Origin of the sequence: Xanthomonas sp. BRIP62411 (assembly GCF_003993525.1) — a bacterium.
GTDB classification, from domain to species: Bacteria; Pseudomonadota; Gammaproteobacteria; order Xanthomonadales; family Xanthomonadaceae; genus Xanthomonas; species Xanthomonas euroxanthea.
In genome coordinates, this window is record NZ_QEZI01000027.1 from 1 (window position 1) to 16,632 (window position 16,632).

13 protein-coding genes and 1 pseudogene are annotated in these 16,632 nt (G+C 67.5%); 9 read left to right on the forward strand and 5 right to left on the reverse strand.

Going from position 1 to position 16,632, the window contains the following annotated elements:
* The 6 genes and pseudogenes from EO139_RS19570 to EO139_RS19595 all read left to right on the forward strand — a co-directional run.
* A pseudogene (locus EO139_RS19570) lies at nucleotides 1-346 on the forward strand (xylosidase); the annotation flags it as partial.
* A 140-nt stretch (nucleotides 347-486) separates the two neighbouring features.
* Nucleotides 487-1,545, forward strand: coding sequence for a LacI family DNA-binding transcriptional regulator (locus tag EO139_RS19575; protein ID WP_024939515.1), 1,059 nt, complete (start codon nucleotides 487-489; stop codon nucleotides 1,543-1,545).
* An 899-nt stretch (nucleotides 1,546-2,444) separates the two neighbouring features.
* Nucleotides 2,445-3,299 (forward strand): 5-dehydro-4-deoxy-D-glucuronate isomerase, encoded by an 855-nt coding sequence (gene kduI, locus EO139_RS19580; RefSeq protein WP_104585805.1) that lies wholly within the window; start codon nucleotides 2,445-2,447, stop codon nucleotides 3,297-3,299.
* Nucleotides 3,300-3,480: 181 nt separating this feature from the next.
* Nucleotides 3,481-4,236, forward strand: coding sequence for a 2-dehydro-3-deoxy-D-gluconate 5-dehydrogenase KduD (kduD, locus tag EO139_RS19585; protein ID WP_115675601.1), 756 nt, complete (start codon nucleotides 3,481-3,483; stop codon nucleotides 4,234-4,236).
* Between the two features lie 269 nt (nucleotides 4,237-4,505).
* Entirely contained in the window at nucleotides 4,506-5,171 is a 666-nt protein-coding gene (locus EO139_RS19590; RefSeq protein WP_126972097.1) for an RpiB/LacA/LacB family sugar-phosphate isomerase, read from the forward strand.
* Nucleotides 5,172-5,387: 216 nt separating this feature from the next.
* Nucleotides 5,388-6,506, forward strand: a complete 1,119-nt coding sequence (locus tag EO139_RS19595; protein WP_164739936.1) for a GDSL-type esterase/lipase family protein — start codon at nucleotides 5,388-5,390, stop codon at nucleotides 6,504-6,506.
* A gap of 214 nt (nucleotides 6,507-6,720) precedes the next feature.
* On the opposite strand, the gene EO139_RS19600 is transcribed toward EO139_RS19595, so the two are convergent.
* Together EO139_RS19600 and phhA are read right to left on the reverse strand one after the other, a co-directional pair.
* Nucleotides 6,721-7,365 carry a DUF4375 domain-containing protein gene (locus EO139_RS19600; RefSeq protein ID WP_104585797.1) on the reverse strand — a complete coding sequence of 215 codons (645 nt, stop codon included), beginning with the start codon at nucleotides 7,363-7,365 and terminating at the stop codon, nucleotides 6,721-6,723.
* Nucleotides 7,366-7,433: 68 nt separating this feature from the next.
* Nucleotides 7,434-8,324, reverse strand: a complete 891-nt coding sequence (phhA, locus tag EO139_RS19605; protein WP_119130107.1) for a phenylalanine 4-monooxygenase — start codon at nucleotides 8,322-8,324, stop codon at nucleotides 7,434-7,436.
* Between the two features lie 127 nt (nucleotides 8,325-8,451).
* Between phhA and EO139_RS19610 the strand changes: the two genes are divergently transcribed.
* Complete coding sequence (locus tag EO139_RS19610; protein ID WP_104585793.1) at nucleotides 8,452-8,934, forward strand: Lrp/AsnC family transcriptional regulator; 483 nt, start codon at nucleotides 8,452-8,454, stop codon at nucleotides 8,932-8,934.
* 224 nt (nucleotides 8,935-9,158) lie between these two features.
* The gene (locus EO139_RS19615) at nucleotides 9,159-11,357 is read left to right on the forward strand and encodes a TonB-dependent siderophore receptor (RefSeq protein WP_104585791.1); all 2,199 of its coding nucleotides are present in this window, start codon (nucleotides 9,159-9,161) and stop codon (nucleotides 11,355-11,357) included.
* Nucleotides 11,358-11,712: 355 nt separating this feature from the next.
* Here the strand turns inward: EO139_RS19615 and EO139_RS19620 are convergent, their stop codons facing one another.
* From EO139_RS19620 to EO139_RS19630, 3 genes are all read right to left on the reverse strand, one after another.
* Nucleotides 11,713-12,750, reverse strand: a complete 1,038-nt coding sequence (locus tag EO139_RS19620) for a patatin-like phospholipase family protein (protein WP_104585789.1) — start codon at nucleotides 12,748-12,750, stop codon at nucleotides 11,713-11,715.
* 411 nt (nucleotides 12,751-13,161) lie between these two features.
* A complete protein-coding gene (locus tag EO139_RS19625) occupies nucleotides 13,162-14,172 on the reverse strand; it encodes a TIGR00266 family protein (protein ID WP_104585787.1) in 1,011 nt (336 codons plus the stop codon).
* 249 nt (nucleotides 14,173-14,421) lie between these two features.
* Nucleotides 14,422-15,267 carry an ATP-binding cassette domain-containing protein gene (locus tag EO139_RS19630; protein ID WP_126972099.1) on the reverse strand — a complete coding sequence of 282 codons (846 nt, stop codon included), beginning with the start codon at nucleotides 15,265-15,267 and terminating at the stop codon, nucleotides 14,422-14,424.
* 153 nt (nucleotides 15,268-15,420) lie between these two features.
* Between EO139_RS19630 and EO139_RS19635 the strand changes: the two genes are divergently transcribed.
* Nucleotides 15,421-16,626 (forward strand): fatty acid desaturase, encoded by a 1,206-nt coding sequence (locus EO139_RS19635; RefSeq protein ID WP_104650437.1) that lies wholly within the window; start codon nucleotides 15,421-15,423, stop codon nucleotides 16,624-16,626.
* Nucleotides 16,627-16,632: the final 6 nt, after the last annotated feature.

The following is a 16,632-nucleotide window of genomic DNA, read 5'->3' on the forward strand; positions in this document are numbered from 1 at the left end:
GGCATCGGGCGGGGCGCTGCTGTTCTACAGCGACAAGCTCTACGCCGGCGTCGGCAGCAATGGCGAGCAGTTCGTCATGCACCGCTACGGCGAGGAGCGCCCGGCCAAGCTGGCGCCCAGCAGCACCGGCGGCAGCGTGTGGCTGCGCGTCACCAACAACCGCCACATCGTCACCATCCACAGCAGCACCGACGGCACCACCTGGACCAAGTACCCGGTGCAGATGGAAGTGTCCGGCTACCACCACAACGTGGCCGGCAAGTTCCTGGCCCTGAAACCGGCGCTGTATGCCGCCGGGCAGGGTCAGGTGGAGTTCCGCAACTTCCGCTACCGCGCCCTGGACTGACCGTTCTGCATTGGCGGGCATGTCGCGGCGCACCGGGCCGCGGCGCGTCCGGTGCTGCGGATGCGGGACATCGGCAAGCCTGCGACGGCTTGCCGACCCGCTGGCCGGTAGAATCCATTCAACTCGAACGGTTGACCGCTATGCCCGCCCGCAAGATGCCCGAAGAGGGAATGCCTGGCCTGCCGAAGGGCAAGGTAGCCACGATCAACGACATCGCCCGGATGTCCGGGGTCTCCAAGAAGACCGTCTCGCGGATCATCAACAACTCGCCGCTGGTGCGGCAGGACACCCGCGAGAAGGTCGAGGCGCTGATGCGCGAGGTCGGCTACGCGCCGGACCCGCTGGCGCGCGGGCTGGCGTTCCGGCGCTCGTTCCTGATCGGCATGGTCTACGACAACCCCACCGCGCAATACATCGTGGACATGCAGTACGGCGCGCTGGACGCGCTGCGCGGCTCCAGCTTCGAGCTGGTGGTGCACCCCTGCGACAGCCGCAGCCCCGGCTACATCGAAGGCGTGCGCCGCTTCGCCCAGGCGCAGAAGCTGCACGGGGTGATCCTGGTGCCGCGCGCCTCCGAGGACCAGGCGCTGGCCGACATGCTGGCCGAGATCGGCTGCCGCTACACCCGCATCGCCTCGGTCGCGCTGGACACCACCTCGCAGACGGTGATCACCCACGACCGCGACGGCGCCGCCGAGGCGGCCGATTACCTGCTCTCGCTCGGCCACCGCGACATCGCGCTGGTCACCGGCCCCAGCGCCTACCGTTCCTCGATCGAGCGCACCTCCGGCTTTGCCGACGCGCTGACCCGGCGCGGCATCGAACTGCCACCCGAGCGCATCGTCGAAGCCGGCTACACCTTCGAATCGGGCGTGGCCGCGGCCGAAAAGCTGCTGCTGGGCAAGAAACGCCCCACCGCCATCTTCACCGGTAACGACGAAATGGCCGCCGGTATCTACAAGGTGGCGCTGCGCGCCGGCATCAGCATCCCGCGCCAGCTGTCGGTGATCGGCTACGACGACAGCTCGCTGGCCTCCCGGCTGTGGCCGCCGCTGACCTCGGTGCGCCGCCACACCCGCGACACCGGCCGCACTGCCGCGGCGATGCTGATCCAGCCCGACAATGCCCCCCAGCTGCCCACCGCCAGCGTGCGCCCGCACCTGATCGTGCGCGACTCCTGCCAACCGCCGGAAGATTGAGCGCCGCGCCGTGCTGTGCCGCGCCGGAAGATTTGAGGGCCGCGCGTCGCGCCCCGCGCGGTGCTGGCTTCCGCTCCACCTTGCAGGACATTGTGCCCGTCGAGGTGAGAACAGCTGGCGCGTTCGGCCAACGGCTGCCCCCCATCCGCCCTTCGGGCACCTTCCCCCGCAGGCGGGGGAAGGCAGTCCGCCGATCGCTGCCGTGAAGCCCCTCTCCCGCCCGCGGGAGTGGGGTTGGGGTGAGGGCAAGGCGGCAGACAGCCATCTAAGCACAACGTAGGCATGCGCCAGAAACGCGCCAAGACACCCCCCGCCGCGCATGCCGCACACCCGACACGCCGCTCCACCCTGCAGGGCGTCGTGACCATCAGGGTGAGAACGACTGGCGCGTTCGGCCAACGGCTTGCCCCCATCCGCTCTTCGGGCACCTTCCCCCGCAGGCGGGGGAAGGCAGTCCGCCGATCGCTGCCGTGAAGCCCCTCTCCCGCCTGCGGGAGAGGGGTTGGGGTGAGGGCAAGGCGGCAGGCAGCCATCTAAGCGCAACGTAGGCATGCGCCAGAAACGCGCCAGAACACCCCTCACCGTTCAAGCCGCACACCCGATACGCCACGCCACCCTGCAGGGCGTTGTGACCGTCAGGGTGAGAACAGCTGGCGCGTTCGGCCAACGGCTTGCCCGACCCGCCCTTCGGGCACCTTCCCCCGCAGGCGGGGGAAGGCAGTCCGCCGATCGCTGCCGTGAAGCCCCTCTCCCGCCTGCGGGAGAGGGGTTGGGGTGAGGGAGGGGCCGCCGCACCGTCGAACCCCCATCGTGCACTGCGCAATGACACCGGTTAACCAGTGCCGGTAGAATGGCCGGGTGCAAGCCAATCCCCCCGCGCTTGGCACCGGAGATCGCGCATGTCCCTGTACTGCAAGACCCACTACGCCACCCATCCCGACGCCATCAAGGGCGCCAGCAACGACGACCTGCGCGAGCTCTATCTGCTCGATGGCCTGTTCGTCGACGATGCGGTCACGCTGAAGTACACCCACTACGAGCGCTTCGTGCTCGGTGGCGCGGCGCCGCTCGGCACCGCGTTGGAACTGCCCAGGCAGACCGAGCCGGCCTCCGCCGCCGGTCATGCCTTCCTGGAGCGCCGCGAGCTGGGCGTGATCAACGTCGGCGCGGGCACCGGCACCGTGACCGTGGACGGCACCGCCTACACGCTTGGCCCCAAGGATGGGCTGTACGTGGCAATGGGCAGTACCGATGTCAGCTTCGCTTCGGACGACGCCGCCAACCCGGCCAAGTTCTATCTGGCCTCGACGCCGGCGCATGCGCGCTTCGAGACCAGGCAACTCTCGATCAAGGATGCCGTGGCCCTGGACCGTGGCGCGCTGGAAACCAGCAACGAGCGCACCATCTACCAATACATCGTGCCGGCCACCTGCCAGTCCTCGCAGCTGCTGCTGGGCCTGACCGTGCTCAAGCCGGGCAGCGTCTGGAACACCATGCCGCCGCATCTGCACGACCGCCGCAGCGAGGTGTACTTCTACTTCGATCTCGGCGCCAACGACCGCGTCTATCACTTCATGGGCGAGCCCGAGGCGCAGCGCCACATCGTGATCCAGAACAACGAAGCGGTGGTGTCGCCGCCGTGGTCCATCCACATGGGCGCCGGCACCAGCAATTACGCCTTCATCTGGGCGATGGGCGGCGAGAACCTGGATTACACCGACATGCACGTGCTGGACATCTGCCAGCTCAAGTAAGCCTGCTTCTCGCCATCGTTCGCTTTGGTAAAGCCTGCGATCCAGGCCCGCACCGGCAGCGCCAGCGCGCTCCACCTCAGGCGTTCGCAACGCAGCAGTCGAAACGACATCAACGCATTCTGCCGCGCGCCGCGCGGCTCACTCATCACAACGTGGCACATCCAGCAGGAGCGATAAGGTAATGAGCAATCCGTTCAGTCTCGAAGGCAAGGTCGCACTGGTCACCGGTGCCAACACGGGCCTGGGCCAGGGCATCGCGCTGGCACTGGCACAGGCCGGCGCCGACATCGCCGCCGCCGGCATCCAGGCGCCGACCGAGACCGAAGCACTGGTCAAGGGCCTGGGCCGCCGCTTCATCGCCATCCAGGCCAACCTGATCAGCGTCGAGCCGGTCGAGCGCATCCTCAAGGAAACGCTGGACGGCCTGGGTCGCCTGGACATCCTGGTCAACAACGCCGGCCTGATCCGCCGCACCGACGCGGTGGATTTCAGCGAGCAGGATTGGGACGACGTGATGAACGTCAACCTCAAGTCGGCCTTCTTCATGGCGCAGGCCGCCGGCCGCCATTTCATCGCCCAGGGTAGCGGCAAGATCATCAACATCGCCTCGATGCTGTCGTTCCAGGGCGGCATCCGCGTGCCGTCCTATACCGCCAGCAAGTCCGGTATCGCCGGCATCACCCGCCTGCTGGCCAACGAATGGGCCAGCAAGGGCGTGACCACCAATGCCATCGCGCCCGGCTACATGGCCACCGACAACACCGCCCAGCTGCGTGCCGACCAGGACCGCAACAAGGCCATCCTGGACCGCATCCCGGCCGCGCGCTGGGGCGTGCCGGCCGACCTCGGCGGCACCGCGGTGTTCCTGGCCAGCAGCGCCTCGGACTACGTCAACGGCGCCATCATTCCGGTCGACGGCGGCTGGCTGGCACGCTGAGTCAAGCGCGCTTTCCTGCGGGCATTGCGTCATTCCTTCTCCCTCCGGGAGAAGGTGCCCGCAGGGCGGATGAGGGCCGGCAGGCACGTACATCGACCAGAGGCGCGCGGCAGGCCCCGCAACGTTTCGTCCGTTGTCGGTCAGCGTCTTGATCCTTCCCGGACAAGGCACTGGAAAAAGCGGATCAAGACAGCACCCAAGCGCACACACCAGCCACATTCCACATCCACATTCGAAACAACGTCCCCAAACCCAATCGGAGCATTCCCATGAAAATCGCACTCATGAACGAGTTCAGTCAGGCCGGCAAGAACCCGGTGATCCTGCAGCAGCTCAACGACGTTGCCGGCGAGCAGGGCCACACCGTCTTCAACGTCGGCATGGACGGTGACAACGACCATCGCCTGACCTACATCCACCTGGGCATCGTCGCCAGCCTGCTGCTGAACTCAAAGGCCGTGGACTTCGTCGTCGCCGGCTGCGGTACCGGCCAGGGCGCGATGATGTCGCTCAATGCGCATCCGGGCGTGTTCTGCGGCTACTGCATCGAGCCGACCGACGCCTACCTGTTCGCCCAGGTCAACAACGGCAACGCGTTGTCGCTGGCATTCGCCAAGGGCTATGGCTGGGGCGCGGAAATCAACGTGCGCTACATCTTCGAAAAGGCCTTCAGCGGCGAGCGTGGCCTGGGCTACCCGGCCGAGCGTCGCGAATCGCAGGCCGCCAATGCCGGCATCCTGACCCAGCTCAAGCAGGCCACCGCCAAGTCCTACCTGGACGGCCTGCGCGCCATCGACCCGGAGCTGATCAAGCAGGCCGTGGGCGGCGAGCGTTTCCAGCAGTGCTTCTTCGACAATGCGCAGGACGCCGAGATCCGCGCCTTCGTCGCCGGCGTGCTGGGCAAGCCCGAAGCTGCCGCAGCTGCCGCAGCGTAACCAGCACAGGTAACGCCAAGGCCCCTCTCCCGTTGGGAGAGAGGCTGGGGCGGGACTACGAGGCAAAACGGTCGATGCGTCACTTCTGAAGGCGCGTGGCGACGCGTTTAGGCGCTCGCAGATCTCTGAGGCGCACCCTCATCCGCCCTTCGGGCACCTTCTCCCGATGGGAGAAGGAACAGCGTCGCGCACTTAGCATTGTTCCCGGAGCCCACCATGCGTCTGCTGCTGTTCGCATTGCTGCTGCTCTGCGCAAATAATGCCCGTGCCGACCCACACCGCATCTTCATCGCCGGCGATTCCACCGCTGCCGAATACGGTGCCGAGCGTGCGCCGCAGGCCGGCTGGGGCCAGATGCTGCAGGAGTGGTTCGACCCGGCGCAATGGCAGGTGCGCAATCACGCCAAGGGCGGCCGCAGCACCCGTAGTTTCATCGCCGAAGGGCGCCTGGACGCCATCGCCAAGGACCTCCGTGCCGGCGACGTGCTGCTGATCCAGTTCGGCCACAACGACGCCAAACACGAAGATCCAACCCGCTACACCGACCCGCAGGGTGACTATCAGCAGTTCCTGCGCCGCTATATCGCCACCGCGCGCGGCAAGGGCGCCACGCCGATCCTGATCACCCCCGCAGCCCGCCTGCTCTACGACTTCGGCGCGCTGCTCGACACCCATGGCCGCTACACCCTGGCCATGCAGCAACTCGCCGCGCAGGAACACGTCGGCCTGATCGATCTCAACGCCAGTTCCAGCGCCTGGATCCGCGCCCTCGGCGAACAGGCGGCCAGACCCTATTTCCTGTTCGTTCCCGAACAGGGCAAGGCCGATGGCACCCATTTCAGCCGCGCTGGCGCCACGGCCGTGGCGTGCCTGGTCGTGCAGGGATGGGTGCAGCTGCAACCTGGTCTCGCAGCACAGCTGCGCCGCGATGCCGACTGCGGCGCTGCCGCCGACACCGCCGCCCAACGCGCGGCGCAGGCGCATCCCTCGCTGGTGGTACACGAACGCGACCTGGCACGCCCACAACCCGGCCCGCACGGCGGCGCCGGCCCCACCACGGCGTATCCGTTCTTCGCCGATGCGCCCGACCTGAAATTCGTGCTGCGCAAGCGCGTGCTGCACAAAGGCGCAGGCATCGGCCTGCACCTGCACGACAAGGACGAGATCTACTACATCGTCAGCGGGCGTGGGCTGTATGCGCTGGATGGCAGGCAATACGCAGTCACTGCAGGTGATGCGCTGCTGACACGGCCGGGAAGTACGCACGCCTTGCAGCAGGCCGGCGAGGAACCGCTCGTGCTGCTGTTGGCCTATCTTCCCAAGCCGGCAGGGTGAGCTGTCATCTTGGTGCATCGCAGGTGGCGGCACCGCAGACGCGCTGCTCAACCGCTACCTGCACCACGGCGCTGTCGCGCGGTCCCGGCCGCAGCCCTGTTCGCAAGCCGACGACCGTCGGCAGCATGTGCCGACAACGCGTGTAGCGTCGATGCGCGCCATCGCCACCTGCCGCCCGCAGCTGTCCAGCTGTCCAGCGGCCAGCGTGCGCGTATTACGCCTTGTCGACCCCGTAGTGGGTCAGCCCCAGCCGGGCCAGTTCGCCGCAGCGGCGGTAGTAGACCTCTTCCCAGCCATCCACGCGCTGGCGGTCGGTCTCGCTCATGGCATCGAGAATGTCTTCGATGCTGAGCAGGTTGGGGTCTTCTTCCAGGCGTTCGAATACCGTGCCCAGGCCTTCGATCGCCTGGCGCGCCTGTGCCGCGCCCATCGCGCCCAGCCCCTGCAAGGCATCGCGCCGGGTGGCGGCATCCCAGCGGTCGAAGTAGCGCGCATAGCCGCTCTCGCTCATGTCCGCATCCAGCCGTGCCAAGGCCACCAGCTCGCGCTCGCCCGGCGAGAGGGCATCCATGCGCCCGCGCAGCGCGCTCAGTTTGGTTTGCGCGCGTGCGCTGCGCCGGCGCCACAACAGCTCGGGCATGTTGAGCAACCCGTCTGCCGTGGGGGGCGCCACTGCCGGCCAGTTCACCCCGAAGCCGTCGTCGGTGAGCTGCCACTGCGCACGCTGCGGCGGCGCTGCCTTGAACAACAACCGATGCGCCTGGATCGGCTCGTCGATGCGGATGCCGTTGGCCAGGGTGAACAGCAGGCGGGTGTCGTCCAGCTCCAAACGCCGGATGCGAAGCTGCGTCAGGTCCATTGAGCGAGGGCGGTGTGGGAAGGGTCGACCATAGTCCGGCTCGGCGGTGGTGTCGAGTCGGTGCAGCCTCAGACGTCGCCGCCTGTGCTCCAGCCGTCGCCACTGCCGCGCTGCAGGACCCGATCGGTGTCCAGCACCGCGCCGGCCGGCACCTGCGCCTGCTGCGCGAGATCGGCATAGATCGGGGTGAAGTCCGGCGCGGTGGCGTCCATCAACTGCGCAAAGCTGTCGATGACGAAGTAGGTCTTCTGAAAGCTGTCGATGCGGTAGCGCGTGCGCATGATCCGTTGCAGGTCGAAGCCGATCCGGTTGGGCGCCGGCGATTCCAGCGAATGCAGCGATTCGCCCTTGGACGACACGATGCCGGCACCAAAGATGCGCAGCCCCTGGGGCGTGGCGATCAGGCCGAATTCCACCGTGTACCAATACAGGCGGGTGAGGTTCTGCAGTGCGTCCGCACCGATGCCGTGCGCCTTGACCCCGCCACGGCCATAGGCCTGCATGAAGTCGGCAAACAGCGGATTCATCAGCAGCGGCACGTGCCCGAACAGGTCATGGAACAGGTCCGGTTCGGCGATGTAGTCGATCTGCTCGGGGCGGCGGATCCACCAGGTCACCGGGAAGCGCCGGTTGGCCAGGTGCTCGAAGAAATCCAGCTCCGGCAGCAGGCCTTGCACGCCGACCAGGGTCCAGCCGGTGGCCGCCTGCAGCACCGCATTGAGCGCATCGAAGCGCGGAATGTGGGTCTCGCCCATGCCCATTGCATCCTGCGCCTGCAGGAATTCGTCGCAGGCGCGGTCCACCAGCAACGCGCGCTGCCGACGGTACAGGGTGCCCCAGGTGGCGTGGTCGTCGGCGCTGTAGCCCTCCCACGGCTGCTCGATCACGGCGGTGGTGTAGACCGGCACATAGCCCTTGTCGGTGAGCTGGTTTTCAACGCGTTGCGGTGCGGTGTTCATGCGGCGGCGGTTCCCGATGATCAGCGCTCACCTTAGCCCGGCGGCCGCGCAACGGGATTGCGAATCTTGCGTGCCAAAGCCTTTCAGGCGCAAGATTCGTGCGTTATCCACCGCTGCTGCGCAACATATGGACCAGCCAATCGCCCTGGACCGCACCGATCTGCGGCTGCTCGCGCTGCTGCAGACGCAGGGCCGCAGCAGCAACGCGGAGCTGGCGGTCCAGGTCAATCTGTCGGCCTCGGCCTGCCTGCGCCGCACCCAGCGGCTGGAGGCGGCCGGCATCATCGCCGGCTACGGCGCGCGCCTGGATGCCAGGGCGCTGGGGCTGGGGCTGCAGGCCTTCGTGCGGGTGCAGCTGGAGCAGCACGGCCAGGCCGATATCGAACATTTCGCCGCGGGCGTGCGCGGCTGGGACGAGGTGGTGGCCTGCTGGGCGCTCACCGGCGACATGGATTACCTGCTGCAGATCCAGGTGCGCGACCTGGAGCATTTCTCACGCTTCCTGCTCGACCACCTGCTCAATGCGACCGGCGTGTCCGACGTCAATTCCAGCTTCGTGCTGCGCACGGTGAAAGCGCCGGAAGGCTTGCCGCTCTCGCATCTGGGCTGATCCGGCCGGTTGCAGGACAGTCACGCACGCACTGTGACTTGCCTCTCAAACGCAAACGATTTACATTTACGTAACATCCGGCGGCGTCCGGCATGTCTTCTCGTCGATCCGCCAGCCCGGCAGGGCCAGCCAGCTCGTCGCCCGAGTGGGACGCGCCGCGCATGCCTGCGCTTTCCTGCCCCGTGACGCCACGCGTCCCGCACCGATCGATGAGAAACCTTCCAATGCCCGCGATTTCCCCCCCTTTGGCCACGTTGTCCGCTGCCTTGCTGTGCGCGTTGGCGCTGACGCCCTGTGCTGCGCGTGCCGCCGATGCCGCCGATGCAAGCAACGCCAAGACGCTGGACCAGGTCAACGTCAACGGCGCGGTGAGCCGCGCACAGCCGGCCACCACCACGCGCCTGCCGCTGACCCTGCAGGAAACCCCGCAATCGGTGAGCGTGATCGGGCTGCAGCGGCTGGAAGAGCAATCGCTGTTCAGTATCGACGATGTGATGCGCAACGTCACCGGCGTCAACGTGTCGTTCTACGACACCCAGCGCCCGCTGTATTACGCACGCGGCTTCCAGATCACCGACTTCCAGGTCGATGGCCTGCCCACCTACAGCGGCGCGACCAACCAGGAATACGACACGGTCTTCTATGACCGCATCGAGGTGATCCGCGGCGCCAATGGCCTGCTCACCGGCGCCGGCATTCCCTCGGCCACGGTCAACCTGCTGCGCAAGCGCCCGGGCAAGGACTTCGATGCCTCGTTCGCGGTGAGCGCGGGCACCTGGGATTTCCGCCGCATGCAGGCCGATGTCAATGCGCCGCTGACCGACGACGGACGCTGGCGCAGCCGCGTGGTGGCGGCCTGGCAGGACCGCGACTATTACTACGACCGTTACCACGACAACAAGATGTCGGGCATGGCGGTGCTGGAAGGCGACCTGACCGACAGCACCACGCTCACCGTCGGGTATCAGCGCCAGGACAACACCCCCGTCGGCTCGACCTGGGGCACGGTGCCGTTCTTCGCTGCCGATGGGTCGCCGGCCAACCTGCCGCGTTCGACCAACATGGCGCCCACGTGGAGCCGCTGGCAGCGCGAAACCAGCACCGCCTTCGCCAACCTCGAGCAGCGCTTCGGCGAGAACTGGTTGCTGCGCGTCAACTACGCGCACACCAAGGGCGATGTGCAGAGCCTGCGCGCCTATGGCACCGGCTATCCGGCCGCCGATGGAAGCGGCATCTTCCTGCGCACCGCCGCCGGCGAAACCAGCGATGCGCGCGACGGCGTGGACGTGTACCTGTCCGGCGGTTTCTCCTTGTTCGGCCGCCAGCACGATGTGGTGGTCGGCGGCAGCTGGCAGGATCTGCAGTCGACCTCCTACGGCGTCGCGCAGACCTATCCCGATGACTGGGCCACCTGCGATGGCGAACGTTGCTATTTCATCCCCAACATCCGCAACTGGGATGGCGATATCTCCGAAGTGACGTATGCGCGCAACGGCCGCCGCAGCGAAGCACGTACCACCCAGCGCGGCGTGTATGCCTCCACACGCTTCCGCCTGGCCGACCCGCTGTCGCTGATCGCCGGCGCCCGCCTGAGCTCCTGGGAAACCCGCACCCAGGCCTTCAGCACCAGCGGCGCTTACACCGGCACCAGCGGCCGCTACGAGGTGAGCGACGAAGTCACCCCGTACGTGGGGCTGGTCTATGACATCGTGCCTGACGTGTCGCTCTACGCCAGCTATACCGAAATCTTCAATCCGCAGAACTTCCGCGACAAGGACAACAACCTGCTCGCCCCGGTGGAAGGCTCCAACCTGGAGGCCGGCATCAAGGCGCAGGTGTTCGACGGTCATGCGATGGCCACCGCCGCCGTGTTCGAGGCCAAGCAGGACAACTTCGCCGTGCGCGACATGACCCAGCCGGAATCCTCGCTGCCGGACGGCAATTCGGCCTACATCGGCATCAACGGCACCAAGAGCCGTGGCTGGGAAATGGATGTCAACGGCGAGATCCTGCCCGGCTGGACCGTCAATGCCGGCTTTACCCATGTCAAGGTGACGCGCCCGCCCACCGACGCGATCTACGCCAACCTGCCCGAGGATTACCTGCAGCTGTCCACGCAGCTGCGCCTGCCCGGTGCCTGGGAGCGCCTGAGCATCGGCGGCGGCGTCAGCTGGCAGAGCGCGGTACGCGGCTTCAACATCGCGCGTCCCACCGGCGACGGCACCGGCGCCACCACGCCGGTGACGGTGGTGCAAAACGCGTATGCACTGGTGCACTTCAACGCCAACTACCGCATCAGCGATCAATGGACCGCCACGTTGGCGGTACGCAATGCCTTCGACAAGCGCTACTGGGCCAACCTGGATTACCAGAACTACGGTGAGCCGCGCTTTGTCAGCGTGTCGTTGCGTTGGCGCTATTGAGCCGTTGCCGTTGCCGATGATGCGGATGCGTTACCGGTAAGGCATCGCGGCCAGGGCCGCTCCTACACGAGCGGCCCTGGCTGAGCCGTTGGCCACCGCACCCGACGTCACCGTAGGAGCGGCCCCGGCCGCGACCCACCGGCATGCCGTCAGTCCCCCAAAACGCCGCGCCCTCGTAGGAGCGGCCCCGGCCGCAACCCCGCCCGGCACATCGACACAGCAGCAATACCGCAGTCGCCCCACGCATCGGCGTTAAAAGTGCGCATCGCAAAACAGGCACGCCACACCCGCGTCGCTCCGCATGGCCGTGCGCGGTACCCGCATCACCTCCGCATTTCCTCGCACTGCATCGGCCTCACGGCGCGACGCAGGCCTCGTCCTTGCCGCGCAGTTTCTGCCAGCGCGAGCGCTCTGCCAGACAGCGCCGATACGCGTCCGCCTTGGCAGCGGCAGCCTGCTCGGCGGCAGTACGCGTGGCGCTGCTGCGCTGCGCCTGCAACTGCGCGATCCTGGCGCGGATCTGCGGCATTGCCGCCATCGCGGCCCGTTCGCCTTCCAGGATGGCCGCACCACGCTGGTTGAAGTCGGCCGAGCCGATGTCGCTGACCTTGGGGCGGATCACCACGTCGGCACGCTTGAGTTCGGCCTCGCCCAGGCGCTGGCCCATGATCGAGATCGACTGGTTGACGGTGCCGAGCAGGTCGCCGGGATTCTTGCCGCTGGCCTTGCTGGAGATGTCCACTGCCACCACGAATTCGGCGCCGAGCTGGCGCGCGGCATCCACCGGTACCGGGCTGACCACGCCGCCGTCCACATAGTGGTATTGGCCGATGGTCACCGGCTCGAACACGCCGGGAATGCTGCTGGATGCGCGCACCGCCTGGCCGGCATTGCCGCGCACGAACACGGTGCGTTCGCCGTCTTCCAGCCGCGTGGCAACCGCCGCGAACGGCTTGCGCAACTTGTCGATCGGCTTGCCGCCCAATTGCGCATTGACGTAGTCCTGCAGCTTCTGGCCCTGCACCAGGCCGCCGGAAAAGATCCGCACGTCGCGGATGCTGGTCTGGTCGAGCGCAACGGCTTTTTCCTGCATCTGGAACGCATCCATGCCGCTGGCATACAGCGCCCCGACCACGCTGCCGGCGCTGGTGCCCGACACCACCACCGGCGCAAAGCCGTTGGCTTCGAGCATCTTGATCACGCCGATATGCGCAAAGCCCTTGGCCGCGCCACCACCGAGCGCAATGCCGATCTTCACCGGCTTGGGCGCGCCGGCAGACGGCGCCTGCACGACCGGCGCCGGTGCCGCCGGACGTGGCTCGCCGCCGCAGGCACAAAGCAGGCCGAGCAAGGACATCAGGGCGAGAAGGCGGGGGCGGCGGAGCGCGGTCATGGCGGAAACGTCGATGGGAAAGGCGAGGGAGAATACACGCGTGCCATCACTGTGGCGCTGATGGCCGGCGTGCGTGGAGATTATTCAGAACGGCATCGTTTGCAGGCGTTGCACTCCCTGGTCCCGGCAAGAAGGGCGAGCCGGTTCATTCGTGCGATGACCGCAGCCACCTGCACGCAGCACGGAACCAGAGCCCTCTCCCCGCGGGGGCGAGAAGGCACTGCTTGCGCGCCATGGCGCGCGTGCCTTGGAGCGCCCGCGCCGCAAGCGCGGGCCGGGGGGTGAGGGTACGGAGCGATGCCACATGGGAATGCGACCGCAGCAGGCTTCGTCCGTTCCCTCATCCGGCGCTACGCGCCACCTTCTCCCGGCGGGGAGGAAGGGTGTCAGCCCGCCTGCCGCTTCACCCCATCAGAACCGGTTGTCCCCATCCAGCAACCGGCCCAGTCCGCCCAGCACCGAGCCTTCGCCGCGTTGCTGGCCGCCGGCCTGCGGGGCGGCCTGCAGCATGCGCCCGGCCATGCGCGAGAACGGCAGCGATTGCAGCCAGACCTTGCCGGGGCCGGTGAGGGTGGCCAGGAACACGCCTTCGCCGCCAAAGAACATGCTCTTCAGGCCGGCGACGCGGCGCACGTCCATGTCCACGCCGGCGTGATAGGCGACCACGCAGCCGGTATCCACATCGATGCGTTCGCCGGGGCCGAGCTCGCGTTCGACCACGGTGCCGCCGGCATGCACGAAGACCCAGCCATCGCCTTCGAGCTTCTGCATGATGAAGCCCTCGCCGCCGAACAGGCCGGTGAGGATCTTGCGTTGAAACGCGATGCCCAACGACACCCCGCGCGCACCGGCCAGGAAGCTGTCCTTCTGGCAGATCAGTTGCCCGCCATGCTCGGACAGGCGCAGCGCCAGCACCGTGCCCGGATAGGGCGCGGCGAATGCGACCCTGGCCTTGCCGCTGCCGGCATGGGTGAACACCGTGGTGAACATGCTCTCGCCGGTGACCACGCGCTTGCCCGCCGACAGCAGCTTGCCCATCAGCCCGCCGCCGCCGCTCTGGCCGGCATGCGAGCCGTCGCCGAACACGGTGTCCATCTGCACTGCGGCGTCCTTGTACATCAGCGCGCCGGCCTCGGCGATGGCGCTTTCGCCCGGGTCCAGCTCGACCTCGACGAACTGCATGTCGTTGCCGACGATGCGGTAGTCGATCTCGTCGGCACGCCCGGCCGCGCCGGTCAGCGGGGGCGGCAGGCTGCCGCCGCCCTGCAGCTCGGCCAGCTGGCGGGCCGGCGTCCAGCCATCGAGTCCGTCGCGCCAGGCCAGCGCGTCGGGCTGGCGCTGGGCATGCGCGCGGGCGCTGGCGTCGTCGAGTGGGCCGATGCGATCGGCCTGTCCGGGAACATGGAAATACCACTGGGCCATCGGAACGACTCCTGATCTGTGCGTGCGCCGAGTCTAAGCGCAGCCGCCGCGACCGCGTCCCGTGTCCAAGGTCATGCCGGGAGGGCGGTCAGGCGTGGTTGCCACCGGGCAGATATCCCACACGTGCCGCTCAGGCCTGCATGCCGCCAGGGCGGTCGCGAGCAGGCAATCGCGTTGACGTGGGCCGGAGCGTGGTTGGCGCCTGCCTCCGACAACGCCGTTACGTTGACCGCCGCATTGGCCTCGCGCTTATTCCCCGACCGTCGCCCAATAGCGCTCGCCGTCGCGCTGCACCCGCACCGGGCCGGCGAACACATCCGACAGGCTGGCATCGGTGAGCAGCGCATCGCGCGGACCGTCGGCCACCACGGTGCCGGCCCGCAACAGGATCACCCGCGCGATCTCCGGCACGATCTCCTCGATGTGATGGGTCACCAGGATCAGCGTGATGCCTTGCCGGGCCAGGTGGCGCATGGTGTCGAGCAGGTGCTGGCGCGCCATCAGGTCCAGGCCGGTGGACGGCTCGTCCAGCAGCAGCGCCTGCGGGCGGTTGACCAATGCGCGCGCGATCAGCACGCGGCGGGTTTCGCCGGCCGACAGTTCGGCAAACTGCCGGTCCAGCAACGGCAGGGCGCGCGCCAGGGCCAATGCCTCACGTGCCCGTGCGCGCATGGCGTCGCTGATCTCGCGATGCGGCGGCACCACATAGCTGGCAAAGAAACCGGACAGCACCGCGCTCTCCACGTCCAGCCCCGGCATGTCGGCCAGGTTGACGCTGAGATCGCCGGTGACGATGCCCAGCTGCGAGCGCAGGCGATCCACCTGCCAACGCGTCTGCCCAAGCACCTTCACCGCCGCCTGGCCATCGGCGCGCACCAGCGGATACAGCTCGCGGGTGATCAGCTTGATGAAGGAGGATTTGCCGCAGCCATTGGGGCCGAGAATGGCGGTGTGCTGCCCCAGCGCGATGCGCAGGCTGAGCGCATGCAGCACACGCACCTGGCCGCGCATCACGCTGGCCTGGTCGAGCTCGATCAACGGGGTGGCGTTCGCAACAGCAGCAGGATCGGTGGACATCTGGGCAGTAACCGTCATACGGGTGACATCAGGCGCAGTGGGGAAAGGAGGCGTGTGAACCGCTTTAGGAATGTAGGACGCACCCTACGCATCCGAAGGGTGAAGTTTGCCGCCATCGCCCCCATCATGTCTGCATCGACCCAACCCGATGGCGCCGCTGTGGAGATGCCGATGTTGTCCGACCCGATCATCGACGTTCTGACCTCCGGCGTGGCCGGGTTGGGCGTGTGGGGCATGCTGGCGGTGCTGCTGGTGTTCACCCAGCTCACCATCTTCGCGGTGACCCTGTACCTGCATCGCAGCCAGGCCCATCGTGGTGTGGATTTCCATCCGGTGGTGGCGCACTTCTTCCGCTTCTGGACCTGGCTGACCACCTCGATGATCACCCGCGAATGGGTGGCGATCCATCGCAAGCATCACGCCAAGGTCGAGACCGAGGAAGACCCGCACAGCCCGCAGACAAAGGGCATTGGCCAGGTGTTCTGGCGTGGCGTGGAGCTGTACCGCGAAGCACGCGCGCAGCGTGCCGACATCGAGCAGTACGGCAAGGGCGCGCCCACCGACTGGATCGAACGGCATCTGTACACCCCGCATGCCAATGCCGGCCCGATCGCGCTGCTGGTGATCAACGCGGTGCTGTTCGGTTTGCCCGGCATCGCGCTATGGGCGATCCAGATGGCGTGGATTCCGTTCTGGGCCGCCGGCGTGGTCAACGGCCTGGGGCACTGGTGGGGCTATCGCAATTTCGAATCGGCCGACACCTCCACCAACCTCACGCCGTGGGCGCTGTGGATCGGTGGCGAAGAGCTGCACAACAACCATCATGCGTTCCCGAGTTCGGCGCGGTTCTCGATGCGGCGCTGGGAGCTGGATATCGGCTGGGTCGCCATTCGCGGGCTGCAGGCGATCGGCCTGGCCAAGGTGCTGCGCGTGGCGCCGTCGCTGGACATCCGCCCCAACATCGCCGTGCCCGATGCCGACACGCTCAAGGCCTTGCTCTCGCATCGCTTCCAGGCCATGACCGACTACCAGCGCAATGTGTTCACCCCGGCGCTGCGCGAAGAGGCCGCGGCCACCGGCGCCAAGCTGCGGCAGTTGCTGCCGCGGCGCCTGCGCAAGGGCCTGGTCGATGACGGGCGTTGGCTCAAGCCCGATGCGCGTGCGCAATTGCAGCACTGGGTGGCCGAGCGCCCGCGCATGCGCACGCTGGTGGAGTACCGCGCACGCCTGACCGCCGTGCTGGAGGCGCGCAGCCACGATGCGTCCGAACGGCTCAAGCATCTGCAGCAGTGGTGCCACGAGGCCGAAGCCAGCGGCAATGCCGCCTTGCAGGCCTATGCGGCGCGGCTGAAGGGTTATGCGCTGAGTGGGTCGTAATCGTCG

Coding starts and splice junctions, on each gene's coding strand:
- kduI (WP_104585805.1), top strand. CDS start 2,445: ATGTCCCTGTACTGCAAGACCCACTACGCCACCCATCCCGACGCCATC.
- EO139_RS19635 (WP_104650437.1), top strand. CDS start 15,421: ATGTTGTCCGACCCGATCATCGACGTTCTGACCTCCGGCGTGGCCGGG.
- EO139_RS19620 (WP_104585789.1), bottom strand. CDS start 12,750: ATGACCGCGCTCCGCCGCCCCCGCCTTCTCGCCCTGATGTCCTTGCTC.
- EO139_RS19590 (WP_126972097.1), top strand. CDS start 4,506: ATGAAAATCGCACTCATGAACGAGTTCAGTCAGGCCGGCAAGAACCCG.
- phhA (WP_119130107.1), bottom strand. CDS start 8,324: ATGAACACCGCACCGCAACGCGTTGAAAACCAGCTCACCGACAAGGGC.
- EO139_RS19610 (WP_104585793.1), top strand. CDS start 8,452: ATGGACCAGCCAATCGCCCTGGACCGCACCGATCTGCGGCTGCTCGCG.
- EO139_RS19625 (WP_104585787.1), bottom strand. CDS start 14,172: ATGGCCCAGTGGTATTTCCATGTTCCCGGACAGGCCGATCGCATCGGC.
- EO139_RS19615 (WP_104585791.1), top strand. CDS start 9,159: ATGCCCGCGATTTCCCCCCCTTTGGCCACGTTGTCCGCTGCCTTGCTG.
- EO139_RS19600 (WP_104585797.1), bottom strand. CDS start 7,365: ATGGACCTGACGCAGCTTCGCATCCGGCGTTTGGAGCTGGACGACACC.
- kduD (WP_115675601.1), top strand. CDS start 3,481: ATGAGCAATCCGTTCAGTCTCGAAGGCAAGGTCGCACTGGTCACCGGT.
- EO139_RS19630 (WP_126972099.1), bottom strand. CDS start 15,267: ATGACGGTTACTGCCCAGATGTCCACCGATCCTGCTGCTGTTGCGAAC.
- EO139_RS19595 (WP_164739936.1), top strand. CDS start 5,388: ATGCGTCTGCTGCTGTTCGCATTGCTGCTGCTCTGCGCAAATAATGCC.
- EO139_RS19575 (WP_024939515.1), top strand. CDS start 487: ATGCCCGCCCGCAAGATGCCCGAAGAGGGAATGCCTGGCCTGCCGAAG.